The following is a 13,631-nucleotide window of genomic DNA, read 5'->3' on the forward strand; positions in this document are numbered from 1 at the left end:
GGCCGCCAAGCCCAGCGTTCCGGGCGCGCGCGCTACGGGCGCGTGCGGCGACCGAGGCGGCGCTGCACACCCCACTGGGTGACGCGGAGCATGGCCTCGAGGACGATGGACCGGCTCATCTTGGAGACGCCGTGCACGCGGTCGCGGAAGCGGATGGGCACCTCGACGATGCGGCCGCCGAGGGCGTCCACGCGCAGCGTCATGTCCACCTGGAAGCAGTACCCCTTCGAGTCCACCGACCCGAGGTCCATCCGCGCGATCGCCGACGAGCGGTACACGCGGTAGCCGGCGGTGATGTCCCGCACGTCGAGCCCGAGCACCAGGCGGGCGTAGGTGTTGGCCCCGCGGCTGAGCGCCTGGCGCCGGAGCGGCCAGTCGACGACCGACCCACCGGGGACCCAGCGGGACCCGATGGCGAGCAGGACGTCGTCGGACGCGGTCACGGCGTCGACCAGGGCCGGCAACCGGTCGGCCGGGTGCGAGCCGTCGGCGTCCATCTCGACCAGCAGCGGGTACCCGCGCTCCAGACCCCACCGGAAACCGGCGACGTACGCCGTGCCGAGCCCGAGTTTGCCGGAGCGCTGCAGCAGGTGCACGCGGTCGTCCGCGGCCGCCAGGGACCGCACGATGTCCCCGGTGCCGTCCGGGCTGCCGTCGTCGACGACGAGCAGGTGGGCACCGGGCACCGCCGCCAGCACGGCGGCGGTGATCGCACGGATGTTCTCGGCCTCGTCGTACGTCGGGACGATGACGAGGGCGGTGGTCTCCCCCGGGGTCACCGGTTCAGGCGCCGCTTCACCTTGCCGGCGACGCTGCGGGGACCCTCGGTGCGCAGGTAGTGCACGGCACGGCCGAGGTCGTAGCGGACGCCGGAGAGCTTCTTGCGCTCCGGGACGCGGACGCGCATCTTGTGCGGCTCGATCGACGACGCGGTGTCGCGCACCGACTTGTCCGCAGCGCGGATCGGGTTCCGGCAGAACTCGACGAGCGGGGCGAGGACGTTCTCCCACGTGAACTGCTCGCGCACGCGGTCGACGTTGCCGATGAACTCCGTGCGGGCCTTCTTGTCGAAGAGCGCCGTCTCGAGCGCGGTGGCCAGGCCGTCGATGTCCTGCTCGTGCACCGCGATGCCGAGCTTCTCTTCTGCGACGAGGTCACCGAACGAGTCGCCGGCCGTCGTGACGATCGGCAGACGTGCCCACAGGTAGTCGAGGATGCGGGTCCGGAACGAGAAGGTGGTCTCGAGGTGCTCGTAGTGCGTCGAGACGCCGGCGTCGGCCTCGAGCAGGTAGGCGCCGCGCTCCTCGTACGGGATCCACTGGTCGTTGAAGAACACGTGCTTGCCGGTGAGACCGAGGGCGTCGGCCTCGGCGCGGACCTTCGCGACGATGTCCATCTCGGGGACGTCGGGGTTCGGGTGCTGCACGCCCATGAAGAAGAGCTTCACCGACGGACGGCGCTCGGCGAGCTGGGCGATCGAGCGGACCAGGGTGATCGGGTCGAACCAGTCGTAGATCCCACCGCCCCAGACGACGAGCTTGTCGTTCTTGCCGATGCCCGGCACGACGCCCTTGACGCGCTGCTGGTCGTGGACCGGCGGCGTCGAGGACAGGCCGAACGGCACGACGCCGATGAGCGAGCGCAGGTCGGCGTCGCGCGAGTACGTGCGGGCGTTCACACGGCCGGAGCCGGCGAGCTGCCCGAGCCAGAACATCCGCTGGCGCTCGGAGGCGCAGATGAAGTAGTCGCCGAGCTCGAGCTGGTGGTTCAGCGTGTCCGAGGCGTCGAGGATCTGGCGGTTCCACTTGTCGACGTCGTCGCTGCGGCCCTGTTCGAGCTGCTCGAGGTGCAGCGGGTCGTAGACGTCGACGACCAGGATCTTGCTGGTCGACTCGAGCACCGGGAACAGCCGGAGCGCGTGGCCCTGCACGATGATGACGTCGGCCCAGCCCTCGTGCTCGACCATCTGGCGCGGGTGACGGTGCGGGACCGTGACGACCTCGTACGACGGGTCGATCGGCGACGAACGGGTCAGGCTGACCACGCGGACGTCGTGCTCGGACGCCAGCTGCTTGGCCATCTGCGTGGCCCGGATCGCCGGACCGGCCATCTTCGCGCCGATCGAGTCGCCCGTGATGATGAGGACGCGGCGACGGGTACCGACCTCGAGCACGCCGAGGGAGTGCACGATCTTGTCGTAGCCGGCCAGGTAGTTCTCGATCGGGTAGGCGGGCTCGTCGCGGTTGCCGAACAGGCGGAGGAGCTCGCGGTCGGACCGGACGCGGGTCGCCTGGATCTGGCGGCGGGACTCGGTCATCGACGGCAGCTGCTCGACGAACTGGTCGACGCCGTATATGCCCGCCATGCTCGTCTTCGGCACCGGGATCGTCGGGACGCTGTCGTCGCCGGGGTTGCGCAGGTCGAGCTCGGTGGAGTCGAGCTCCCCGCGGCCCACGGCACGGCGGACGGCGAGCGCCAGGGAACCGGGCAGCGCCGCGGCGAGCTGCTCGTCACCGAGGTTCTTGTAGAGCGTGAACAGCGCGTTCCGCTCGAGCAGGTAGGTCTCGCGGAAGTCGCCGAACTTGTTCATCGACGCGTGGTGCTTGTGGAACGCGACCGACTTCGGCTGGTACCGGAAGCGCCAGCCGAGCAGGTTGAGCCGCCAGCCGAGGTCGACGTCCTCGTAGAACATGAAGTAGCGGTCGTCGAAGCCGTCGAGCTGCTCGAAGAGCTCGGCGCGGATGAACATCGCGGCGCCGGTGCCGAACAGGACGTCGGTCTCGCTCTCCCACCGGCCGGTGTCCGGCGACCCGGCGAAGGGCTTGTAGCCCATGCCGTACCAGGTCATCGCGGCCTCGGTGAAGTCGACGTTGACGCCTTCCCAGTCGAGGACCTTCGAGGCGACGGCGCCGATGTCGGCACCGGAGGCGAAGGTGGCCATCGCCTCGCGCACCCAACCGGTGTCCGGGCGGGCGTCGTTGTTGAGGAACGCCACGACCTCGCCGGAGGACTTCTCGACGCCGAGGTTGCACCCGCCGGTGAACCCGAGGTTCGCGCCAGCGTCGATCAGGGTGAAGTCGAGGCTCGAGGCCTTCAGACGCCCGAGGTGCTCGGGGCCCGAACCGTTCTCGACGACGATCACCTCGAGCTTGTCCTGCGGCCAGTCCTGCTTGCGGAGTTCCGCGATGCTCGTCAGGGTGTCGTCCGTGCCCTTGTAGTTCACGAGGATGACGGACACGACTCCCGGCTTGCGCTCTGTCACGCGAGTTCCTCCAGCAGCTGCCGCGCACCGGGCGCGGGTCGATGGGTCGGCCGACGGGGTGCCGCGGGCCGATGACACCCTACAAGGCGCGCCCAGCGACTCCCTGCCGCCGCTGCGGATTCGTGCAGAATGGCGTGCGTGACCGCAGTGATCCCGAGCACCCCCATGTCCTCTCCCCTCCGCGAGGACTACGCGGCCCTCGCGGCCGACGAGCACGCCGAGGGCCCCCGCAGCACGATCCGCTTCGCGGTGTCGACCGCCGACCCGGCCGAGGGCAAGGGCGACCTGTTCGTCGCGCTCGGGCTGGCACGAGCGCTCCGGGCCGAGGGCTGGGGCGTCGCGATGTGGCCGCTCGAGCGCTGGGGCGAGGAACTCCCCGCCGACACCGCCGTCGTGGTCAGCATGATCGAGTCCTTCGTGCCCGGGTACGTCCCAGCCGGCACCGCCCTGGTGGCGTGGGTGCGGAACTGGACCGCCAAGTGGGCCGCCCTGCCCTACCTCGACGAGTTCGACGCGGTCTGGACGTCGTCCGGGATCGCCCGCGACGCGATCGCGGCGGCCTACTCCGGCCCCGTCGAGGTGGTGCCGATCGGCGTCGACACCGAGCTGTTCACGACCGACGCCCCCGCACCGCGCGAGCGCACGGACCGCGCCGTGACCACCGTCAACTTCTGGGGCGTCCGCCGCCGTGTGCAGGACGTCCTCGCCGAGGTCGCCCCGGCCGAACCGATCGTCTGGTTCGCCGCGAACGTCGACCACGTCGAGGCCTCCGCGGGCGTCGAGCTCCGCCCGGCCGTGTCCTACTTCGCCCTGCCCGAGGTCTACCGCGCCGCCGGCTTCGTGGTCGACGACGTCATCGAGCCGGCCGCCGAGTACGGCACCCTGAACTCCCGCCTGTACGAGTCGCTCGCGTCCGGGGCGCTGCCGGTCACCGACTGCGCGCTCGGGCTCGACGAGCTCGGCCTGTCCGACGTGCCGGTGTTCGACGACGCCGACTCCCTCGAGCGCGTGCTCGCGATGCCCCGCGACGAGCGCACCGCCCTGGTCGCCCGGCTCCGCGCCGTCGTGGTCGAGCGGCACTCCTTCCGCAGCCGAGCCGAGCAGGTCGGTCCGTCGCTCGACGCCGCGGTCGCCGCCGCCTCGGGCCGGAGCGGCGAGCGTGGCGCGTTCCTGCGGTGGGCCACCGCCCAGCGCGAGACACTCCGGCAGACCGAGCACGACCGCGACGTCCACCTGGCCGGCGTGCACGACATCAATGCCCGCCTGGTCGAGTCGGAGCAGAAGGTCGGCGCGTACGACACCGCCCGTCGCCTGGCCGAGGCGGAGCGCGACCAGATCGCGGCCCGCTTCGAGGGCCTCACGCGCTCCCCCGAGTACCGGCTGCTGCACGGCGTCGGCCTGATGGCGCGGCGCGTGCGCCGCTGACGGCGGTCGACGCGACCCACGACGGACGGGAGGCCCGGTACCAGCTGGTACCGGGCCTCCCGTCCGTCTTGTGGTGACCGTCTACTGCACGGTGACCGTCTACTGCACGGTGACGGTCTTCGTGCCGAAGCTCTTGTAGGTGCCGCTCGGCAGGTCCTGGAAGTAGACGCGCACGGTGTGCGTGCCCTTCTTCACCCCGGTGAGCTTCCGCGACAGGCCGACGTCCGAACCCCAGTCCGGGTGCACGGCCTGCACGTCGGTGCGGGTCGCGTTGACGGTGCCCGGCGAGACGGCGACGCCGTCCAGGTGGATCTTGTACTTGACCGGGTCCCAGACGTCCGGGTCGATCGCCCAGCCGGCCACGGTGATGGTGCCCGTGCCGCCGGTGACGGACTCGTACAGGCCCTTGACCGAGCCGGTCTTGCCCGTCTTGCCGGTGGTCGGCGGGTCGGTGACCGTCACGCTCTTCGTGCCGAAGCTCTTGTACGTTCCGCTCGGCAGCTCCCGGAAGTACACGCGCACGGTGTGCGTGCCGGCGGTCAGCCCGGGGATCTTCAGCGAGAGGCCGACGTCGGAGCCCCACGCGGGGTGCACGGCCTCGACGTCGGTCCGCTTCGCGTTCGCGGTCCCGGGGGCGATGGCGACACCGTCGACGTGGATCTTGTAGGCGACGGGGTCCCAGACGTCGGGGTCGATCGCCCAGCCGCGCACCGTGGCGCTGTTCACGCCACCGACCACGGACTCGAACGCACCCTTGAGCGAGCCGGTCTTGCCCGTCTTGCCGGTCGTCCCCGACGCGTCGGGTTCGGCGGTCGACGCGGCGGTCACCGTCACGGACTTGGTGCCGAAGCTGACGTACTTGCCGCCCTGCAGGTCCTGGAAGTAGACGCGCACGGTGTGCTTGCCCGCCTTCAGGCCGGTGAGTCGGAGCGTCAAGCCGACGTCGGAGCCCCACGTGGGGTGCGTCGCCTCGACGTCGGTGCGGGTCGCGTCCGCGACCCCGCTGTTCGTGCTCACGCCGTCGACGTGGATCTTGTACTTGACCGGGTCCCACACGTCCGGGTCGATCGCCCAGCCGCGCACGGTGGCCGTGCCGACGCCGCCGGTGACGGAGTCGTACGACCCGCGCACGGCACCGGTCTTGCCGGTCTTGCCGGTGGTCGGGGCGTCCACGACGACCGACTTCGACGCGACCTTCACGTACTTCGTGCCGGGCTTGTCCATCACGTACAGCGTCACGGCGCGCGAGCCCGCGCTGATGCCGCCGATCGTCTTCGAGAAGCCGAGGGTGCTGCCGACGCCGGGGTAGACCTTCGCCACGTCGGTGCGGGTCTTGTCCGCCGTGCCGGTCGCCTTGCTCACGCCGTCGACGAGGATCTTCCACGAGCCGGGCTTGGACGAGTCGGGGTCGAGGACCCAGCCGGTGGCCGAGATCGTGCCGACGCCACCGGTCACCGAGTCGAGGACGCCCTTGGGGGCCGCGCTCGTGATGGTCCGGGTGTAGCAGCCGAGCAGGGTGTTCGCCCCGCGGCCCTGGTTGATGGCGTAGCTGCAGACGGAGTGCTTGCCGAGGCTCAGCCCGGTCAGTTCGGCCGAGAACCCGTGCCGGGTGTTGTTCGCGCCGAGGGTGCCGGCCAGGTCGCTCCGGGTCTTGTCCGCGGTGACGGTCTTCGCGCCGGCGCCGTCGACGTAGAACGCGACGCGCAGGGCGTTGGTGGTGTCCGGGTCGGCCGCCCAGCCGGTGACCGTGATCGACGAGGTGGAGGTCGCGGTCACGGAGTCGACGTCGCCGTAGGGGTTGCCGCCGCCGGCCGCAGCACCGAACCAGTCGGTGTACATGCGCCAGAAGTTGCGGTTGCCGTAGGCGGAGCAGCTGTCACCGGAACCGTAGAGGTTCGACATGGCCGCCGCGTTCGGGGTGTACGGGGTGTAGATGTACAGGCTCGCGGTGGCCTGGTTCTGGATGTAGACGGACTTCCGACCGCAGGCCGCGTTCGGGTTGAGCAGGATCGAGTTCGTCCGGCCCGCCTGGTACGCCCACGAGGTCGGCGACGCCTGGTACCGCTTGAACTGCAGGGCCGCTGCGTAGACCTGCTGGCCGAAGCCGAAGTACGCCGGGTCGCACGGGGCGGTGTCCGGGCACGCGAAGCCGGTGGCGTGCAGGTACATGTAGGACGTCGGCGAGGACGTCGTGACGATGCCCTGCTCCTTCTGCAGGAGCACGAGGAGCACCTTCTGGCTGATACCGCACGCGGCACCGACCTGGGCGATCATCGTCGCGGCCGACTTGGTGCCACCAGCGATGGCCGCGCACCGGCCGGAGACGGCACCGATCGAGCTCATCTTCTGCGAGAAGTCCTTCAGGCAGGCGGGGCCGCTCGACGACTTCCGGCAGTTCGGCGCGACGCTCGTCAGGAACGACTGCACGGCGGCGGCGTTCATCGCCGAGCCGTTGTAGAAGTTCGCGTCGCTGATGATGTTGCCCGGGTCGAAGTCCGACGCGACCGCGGCCGAGGCCGACTGGGTCGTGTTCTGCTCCGCGAGCACCGTGCCGAAGGTCAGGCCGCTCATCGCGACGGCGAAGGCCGCCACCAGGGCGAGGGAGCTCCGGAGGGAACGGCGGGAGCGGGCTGCTCGGGGGGAACGGGTGGTGCGGGGGGTGCGGGGGGTGGGGGGGTGCGCATCACGGGACCTCGGCGGTCAGGGGGTCGGACGTCGTCGACGCGGAGCCGACGGCGTAGGTCAGGGTGACGGTCCAGGTGCCGCTCGACACCTTCGCCGCGGGGAACGACACCTGCGCGCAGTTCACCGACGAGGCACTCGCCTGTGCGGTGCTCGTGGCGGTGCGCGTGACGCCGTCCTTCGTCGCGGTGAAGGTGCACTTCCCGCTCGTGTCGGTGGTGCCGGAGACCAGGCCACCGGCCTGGAGGGTCTTCGACCCGGTGTCCCAGCCGGCGAACGTGACGACGGCCGTGGCCGGGTACTCCGACGGGTCGGCGTCCGGCTGGTTCGTCGCGCCGCTGCCCGGGAACGCACCGGGGGTGTCGTCGTCGGAGGCGCCGGCGTCGTCGCCGTCACCGTCGTCGGACCCACCGTCGGTCGGCGTCGAGGCCGCGTCGGTGGGGGCCGAGGTCGCCGAGTCGTCGTCCGTCGGGGTCGCACTCGGGGTGCGCGAGACGGACGCGGACGGCGACGGGGTGGCGTCGTCGCCACCACCGGAACAACCGGCCAAGAGGAGACTGAGTGCACCGACCACCGCGAACGCAGCGATCGGCCTGGATGCGAGGAGCATGCTGACGGGCCGTCCTGTGGATGTTGACAAGGGTCCGGGTTGCAACAACGGTAACTCGAAAGTGAAGGTTGAGGGTTGGATCGGCCGGAATCACCCCCACTCGGGGTGCACGACGACCGTCGCCCAACCCCGTCCCGCGGGCCCGGTGAGTATGCTGTTCCGGTCCTGCCCCCACGAACGAAGAGACGTATGGTCGACCAAGCCCGCATGACCGCGCTCGCGAAGGAACCCCTCGTCGTGATCGGCGCTCCGACGAGCGCCTTCCGCGGGACCTTCCGTGAGCTGCGCGACGTCTTCCGGCAGCGCGAGATGCTCGGCATGCTCGTCCGACGTGACCTGAAGGCACGCTACAAGGACTCGGCACTCGGGTTCGTGTGGACGCTCGTGCGCCCGCTGACCCAACTGCTCATCTACTACTTCGTCATCGGCAAGGTCCTCGGCGCCGCCAACGGCATCGACAACTTCGCGATCTACGTCTTCACCGGCCTGACCGCCTACACGCTCTTCAGCGAGATCGTCGCCGGGTCGACCGGCTCGATCGTCGGCAACTCCGGGCTGATCAAGAAGGTCTACGTCCCGCGCGAGGTCTTCCCGCTCGCCAGTGTGGGCGCGGCCCTGGTGAACTTCACCATCCAGTTCGCGATCCTGCTGGCCGCGACGGTCGTCATCGGCGTCTTCCCGTGGCACGAGGGTCTGGTCTACCTGATCCCCGCGCTCGCGGTGATCCTGGTCTACGGCGCCGCCATCGGCCTGGTGCTGTCCGCGCTCAACGTGTACCTGCGCGACGTGCAGTTCGTCATCGACGTCGGCCTGATGGTCCTGCTCTGGGCCTCGCCGATCGTCTACTCGTACTCGCGCGTGGTCGCGACCGTGAACGCCGACTGGCTCCTCACCCTCTACACGAACAACCCGCTGACCCTGTCGGTGCTCGGCCTGCAGAACGCGATCTGGCTGCACGACCCGGCGGACGTCACGTACCCGGACCACCTGATGCTCCGGCTGGGGATCGCGTTCGTGATCGGCCTCCTCTGCCTCATCGGTGCGCAGCGGATCTTCTCCCGCCTGCAGGGCAACTTCGCGCAGGAGCTCTAGACCATGGCCATCAGCACCCCCGTCGCCCCGTCGACCGCCGGCGAGACCGCCGAGCGTCCCGACGTCATCGTCATCGACCACGTCCGCAAGCGCTTCACGGTCCGCAAGGACAACACCCTGCGCGAGCGGATCGTCACGCTCGGCCGCGCCGGGCGGAAGCACCGCCAGGACTTCTGGGCCCTCGACGACGTCACGGTGTCGATCCAGGCCGGCTCGACCGTCGGGCTCATCGGCCAGAACGGCTCCGGCAAGTCGACCCTGCTCAAGGCGATCGGCGGCATCATCCAGCCGACCTCCGGCACGGTGTCCCGCCGCGGTCGCCTCGCCGCCCTGCTCGAGCTCGGCGCCGGGTTCCACCCCGACCTGTCCGGCCGCGAGAACGTCTACCTCAACGCGAGCCTGCTCGGCCTCAGCCGCAAGCAGACCGACGAGAAGTTCGACGACATCCTGGCGTTCTCGGGCATCGGGGACTTCATCGACACCCAGGTGAAGTTCTACTCATCGGGCATGTACGTGCGGCTCGCGTTCGCCGTCGCCGTGCACACCGACCCCGACGTCCTGCTCGTCGACGAGGTCCTGGCCGTCGGTGACGAGGCCTTCCAGCGCAAGTGCCTCGACCGCATCCGCACCTTCCAGGAGGCCGGCAAGACGATCATCATCGTCACGCACTCCCTCAGCCAGGTGCAGGAGATGTGCGACCGCGTCGTCCTGCTCAACAAGGGCAAGGTGCTGCACGACGGTGACCCCGTCCAGGCCGTGAGCATGTTCCGCGAGGTGCTCGAGGAACGCCGTCAGGGCGAGCTCAGCACCGACGTCGCCGTCGGCAGGGGCAAGGTCATCGGCGCGAGCGTGCACGTCGACGGCAAGGAGCCCCGCGCGGACGTCATGCCCGGCGACGACCTCGTCGTGGACATGGAGTTCGAGCACCTCGACGGCATCGCCGACTGGGAGGCCGCGGTCCAGATCAACAACGCCGGGGGTCAGGTCGTCTACGGCACCACCACCGGCATCATGGGCCTCGAACTGCAGCCGCTGCACGGTCGCCGGAAGCTCCGCCTGCGGATCGCCGACACCGCGTTCGGCACCGGCAAGTACTTCATCAACGTGTCGATGATGGACTCCGCCGGGCGCCACCTGCACGACATGCCGGAGTGCGACTCGTTCGAGGTCCCCGGGTTCGAGCACGCCGTGGGCACGGTCTACGCCGAACCCTCGATCGAGGAGCTCGACTGACCCCGGACGACGGCGACACCGGGACCAGCGCCGACGGCACGCCCCGTGCCGGCTCCGCGCCACGGGCCGACGGCACGCTCCGCACCGCGGTCGTCGTCGTGAACTGGAACCGCGCCGACCTGACCACCGCGGCCGTCCGCGCCGTGCTCGACGAGGGCACGCCCGACGACGTCATCGTCGTCGACAACGGGTCGTCCGACGACTCCGTCGCGGTGCTCCGCCGTGCCCTGCCGGACGCCACCGTCATCGCACGCGGCGACAACGGCGGCTTCGCGGCCGGTGCCAACACCGGCATCCGGCACACGGACGCCGACGTCGTCGTGCTCCTGAACAACGACGCCGTGCCCGCACCGGGCTTCGTCGCGGCGCTCCGCGACCACCTGGCGCACGCCGGGCCCGAGGTCGCCGCCGTGACGGGCCGGATCGTGCTCGCCGGACGCTGGACGGGCCTCCCGGCCGGGGTGGAGCCCGCCCCCGGCCAGCGCGTGCTGCGCGACCACGACGGCCGTCGCTGGACGCCGTCGGCGGACGGCGAGGTCCGGCTCAACTCGACCGGCGTCCGTGTCGACCGCGACGGCAACGGGATGGACCGCGACTGGTTCGCGCCCGTCGACCGGGTCGCCGACGTCGACGTCTTCGGGTTCTCCGGCGGCGCGTCCGCGCTCCGCCGAACGGCGCTGGACGACGTCGGCCTGCTCGACGAGTCCCTGTTCATGTACTACGAGGACACCGAGCTCGCCTGGCGGCTGCGCCGCCGCGGCTGGCGCGTCGAGCACGCGGCCGACGCGGTCGTCGAGCACGACCACTCGGCGTCGTCCGGCGTGCAGAGCGACCTGTTCGTCTTCCGGAACGCGCGCAACCGCATCGTCGTCGCGCTCTGGCACGCCCCGTGGCCGACCGTCGTGCGGGCGAGCGTCCGCACCCTGGTGCGCGGCCTGCGCGGGCTGGCCTCCGGTCGCACCCGCCGGGAGGCGCGGCTCGTCCTGACGGCGTTCGCGGACGTCGCGGGGACCCTGCCGGTCCACCTCGCGCGCCGGCTGCGCGAGACCCGGCGCGCGTCCGTCCCGCGCCGCAGCGTGGACCCGGGCGCATGAGTGCAGCGGGCTATCCTGGACACTCCCCCGTCGACGGCCCCGGCCACGACGTCCCCGCCCGGAAGGAACCACGCGTGCCGCAGCTCACCGTCCTCGTCGACGGCACCGCGGTACCGCAGGCCCTCGGCGGCGTCGGACGCTACGTCGAGGGGGTCGTGTCCCACCTGACCGACCCGTCGCTCGACGTCCACCTGGTCGTCCGCCCCGTGCACGCTCCGCACTTCGCCGCCGTCGCGCCGCACGCGACCGTGCACACGGCGCCGGGCTGGACCGACTCGGTGCCGCGCCGGTTCCTGTGGGAGCAGACCGGGCTGCCGGCGCTCGGCCGTCGGCTCGGGGCGCAGGTGCTGCACTCCCCGCACTACACGTTCCCGTTCAGCTGGCGCGGCGGGTCCGTCGTCACGCTGCACGACGCCACGTTCTTCTCGAACCCCGAGTGGCACTCGCGCCTGAAGCGCACCTTCTTCACCTGGTGGAGCCGCCGGTCCCTGCGCACCCGACCCGTCGTCATCGTGCCGAGCGCCGCGACCGCGACCGAGGCCGCCCGGGTCGTGCGGGGCATCCGCGCCGACGTCCGGGTCGCACCGCTCGGCGTCGACCGCACGGTGTTCCACGAGCCCGACGTCGCCGCGGTCGAGGACGCCCGGATCGCCGCCACCCTGCCCGAGGGTGCCCCGTGGATCGCGTTCCTCGGCACCATCGAACCGCGGAAGAACGTCACGGCGCTGCTCGACGCGTACGCCTCGGTGCGCGCCGCGCGTGCTGTTGCCGGGTCGGACGGTCACCCGGGTGCGGAGACCCCGTGGCTCGTGCTGTCCGGGGCCCGAGGCTGGGACGAGTCGGCCATCGCGCGGCTCGACGCCCTGCAGCCCACCGACCACGTCATCGAGGCCGGCTACCTGCCACTCGAGGACCTCGCCGGGTTCCTCGGCGGTGCCGAGTTCGTCGTCTACCCGTCACTCGGCGAGGGCTTCGGGCTGCCCGTGGTCGAGGCGATGGCCTCCGGCGCGTGCGTCCTGACCACCCGGCGGCTGTCCCTGCCCGAGGTCGGCGGTGACGCGGCCGTCTACAGCGAGCCCGACGCGACCGCGCTGGCGTCCGCGATGACGGCGCTGCTGGACGATCCCGCGCTCGTGGCCTCGCACCGTGCGGCGGCGCTGACGCGGGCCTCCGCGTTCACCTGGGAGGCCACCGCCGCCGTGCACGTCGAGGCCTACGAGTCCGTCGCCGGGGGTGCGCGGTGATCCGGGTTGCGGTGCTGACGGTCACCTACAACACCGGCGAGACCATCCGGCCGTTCCTGGCGAGCGTCGCCGGTGCCTCGAAGGACCCGGTCGCCGTCGTCATCGCGGACAACGGTTCGGCCGACATCGACGCACTCCGGGCGATCGGTGAGTCCTACGGCGCCGTCGTGGTGTCCTCCGGTGGCAACCGCGGCTACGGCGGTGGGATCGACGCGGCCCTGAGCGCCCTCGACGACGTGCTGCCGGACGTCCGCCCGGAGTTCCTGCTCGTGACGAACCCCGACGTCGTGCTCGGCGAGGGCTCGATCGACGAACTCGTGGCCGCCGCCGACCGGTTGCCGTCGGGTGGGTCGTTCGGCCCCCGGATCCTCGACGACCAGGGCGAGACCTACCCGTCCGCCCGGCAGCTCCCCTCGCTCCGGACCGGCCTCGGGCACGCGGCGTTCTCGCGGTTCTGGCCGGCGAACCCGTGGAGCCAGCGGTACTGGTCCACCACGAAGGTCGTCGAGCGCGAGGCCGGCTGGCTCTCCGGTGCGTGCTTCCTCATCCGGACGTCGCTCTTCCGCGAGCTCGACGGGTTCGACGAGTCGTACTTCATGTACTTCGAGGACGTCGACCTCGGGCAGCGCGTCGGTCGGTCGGGCCGAGCGAACGTGTACGTCCCCTCGGCGGTCGTCACCCACACCGGAGCCCACTCGACGTCGTCCAACCGGCGCCGGATGGAGATCGAGCACCACCGCAGCGCCTACCGGTTCCTGTCGCGGAAGTACCGGGCGTGGTGGCTCTGGCCCCTGCGCGTCGTGCTGCACGCGGGCCTGTCGCTCCGCGCCCGCTGGGTCACGCGGAAGTAGCTCCCGCTCGGTCGGGGTCGTTGCGCGCGGGGTCTGCCGTCGCGCCCCCGCGCGGGCATCGCGCCCCGACTCCTCGGGGCGCAACGACCGCAGCGGGGCGCGCACATCGGTCGCGGGTTCGGAGGCCCCGGTTCGATC

At 71.2% G+C, this 13,631-nt stretch carries 10 protein-coding genes; 6 read left to right on the forward strand and 4 right to left on the reverse strand.

The window, feature by feature from the left end; genetic code table 11:
• Window positions 1–32 precede the first annotated feature (32 nt).
• Together DEJ11_RS11770 and DEJ11_RS11775 are read right to left on the reverse strand one after the other, a co-directional pair.
• On the reverse strand, window positions 33–779 hold the full coding sequence (locus tag DEJ11_RS11770) for a polyprenol monophosphomannose synthase (RefSeq protein ID WP_111029478.1): 747 nt from the start codon (window positions 777–779) through the stop codon (window positions 33–35).
• Complete coding sequence (locus DEJ11_RS11775) at window positions 776–3,262, reverse strand: glycosyltransferase (RefSeq protein ID WP_071405761.1); 2,487 nt, start codon at window positions 3,260–3,262, stop codon at window positions 776–778. Before DEJ11_RS11775 ends, DEJ11_RS11770 begins: the two co-directional genes overlap by 4 nt.
• A gap of 138 nt (window positions 3,263–3,400) precedes the next feature.
• Between DEJ11_RS11775 and DEJ11_RS11780 the strand changes: the two genes are divergently transcribed.
• Window positions 3,401–4,687, forward strand: coding sequence for a glycosyltransferase family protein (locus DEJ11_RS11780; protein ID WP_181440880.1), 1,287 nt, complete (start codon window positions 3,401–3,403; stop codon window positions 4,685–4,687).
• Window positions 4,688–4,786: 99 nt separating this feature from the next.
• Here the strand turns inward: DEJ11_RS11780 and DEJ11_RS11785 are convergent, their stop codons facing one another.
• The gene (locus DEJ11_RS11785) at window positions 4,787–7,279 is read right to left on the reverse strand and encodes a hypothetical protein (protein WP_111055270.1); all 2,493 of its coding nucleotides are present in this window, start codon (window positions 7,277–7,279) and stop codon (window positions 4,787–4,789) included.
• 91 nt (window positions 7,280–7,370) lie between these two features.
• Window positions 7,371–7,979, reverse strand: coding sequence for a hypothetical protein (locus tag DEJ11_RS11790; protein WP_111054490.1), 609 nt, complete (start codon window positions 7,977–7,979; stop codon window positions 7,371–7,373).
• Between the two features lie 189 nt (window positions 7,980–8,168).
• Here DEJ11_RS11790 and DEJ11_RS11795 point away from each other — a divergent pair, with 189 nt between their 5' ends.
• The 5 genes from DEJ11_RS11795 (at window position 8,169) to DEJ11_RS11815 (ending at window position 13,493) form a co-directional block, all read left to right on the forward strand.
• Window positions 8,169–9,071 carry an ABC transporter permease gene (locus tag DEJ11_RS11795; RefSeq protein ID WP_111029474.1) on the forward strand — a complete coding sequence of 301 codons (903 nt, stop codon included), beginning with the start codon at window positions 8,169–8,171 and terminating at the stop codon, window positions 9,069–9,071.
• 3 nt (window positions 9,072–9,074) lie between these two features.
• The gene (locus DEJ11_RS11800) at window positions 9,075–10,304 is read left to right on the forward strand and encodes an ABC transporter ATP-binding protein (protein WP_111054489.1); all 1,230 of its coding nucleotides are present in this window, start codon (window positions 9,075–9,077) and stop codon (window positions 10,302–10,304) included.
• Window positions 10,223–11,398 carry a glycosyltransferase family 2 protein gene (locus DEJ11_RS11805; protein ID WP_258367052.1) on the forward strand — a complete coding sequence of 392 codons (1,176 nt, stop codon included), beginning with the start codon at window positions 10,223–10,225 and terminating at the stop codon, window positions 11,396–11,398. The genes DEJ11_RS11800 and DEJ11_RS11805 overlap by 82 nt, the downstream gene beginning before the upstream one ends.
• A gap of 74 nt (window positions 11,399–11,472) precedes the next feature.
• Complete coding sequence (locus DEJ11_RS11810; protein ID WP_220038316.1) at window positions 11,473–12,642, forward strand: glycosyltransferase family 4 protein; 1,170 nt, start codon at window positions 11,473–11,475, stop codon at window positions 12,640–12,642.
• A complete protein-coding gene (locus DEJ11_RS11815; RefSeq protein ID WP_071406439.1) occupies window positions 12,639–13,493 on the forward strand; it encodes a glycosyltransferase family 2 protein in 855 nt (284 codons plus the stop codon). Before DEJ11_RS11810 ends, DEJ11_RS11815 begins: the two co-directional genes overlap by 4 nt.
• Window positions 13,494–13,631: the final 138 nt, after the last annotated feature.

This window comes from Curtobacterium sp. MCLR17_058 (assembly GCF_003234705.2).
GTDB lineage: Bacteria > Actinomycetota > Actinomycetes > Actinomycetales > Microbacteriaceae > Curtobacterium > Curtobacterium flaccumfaciens.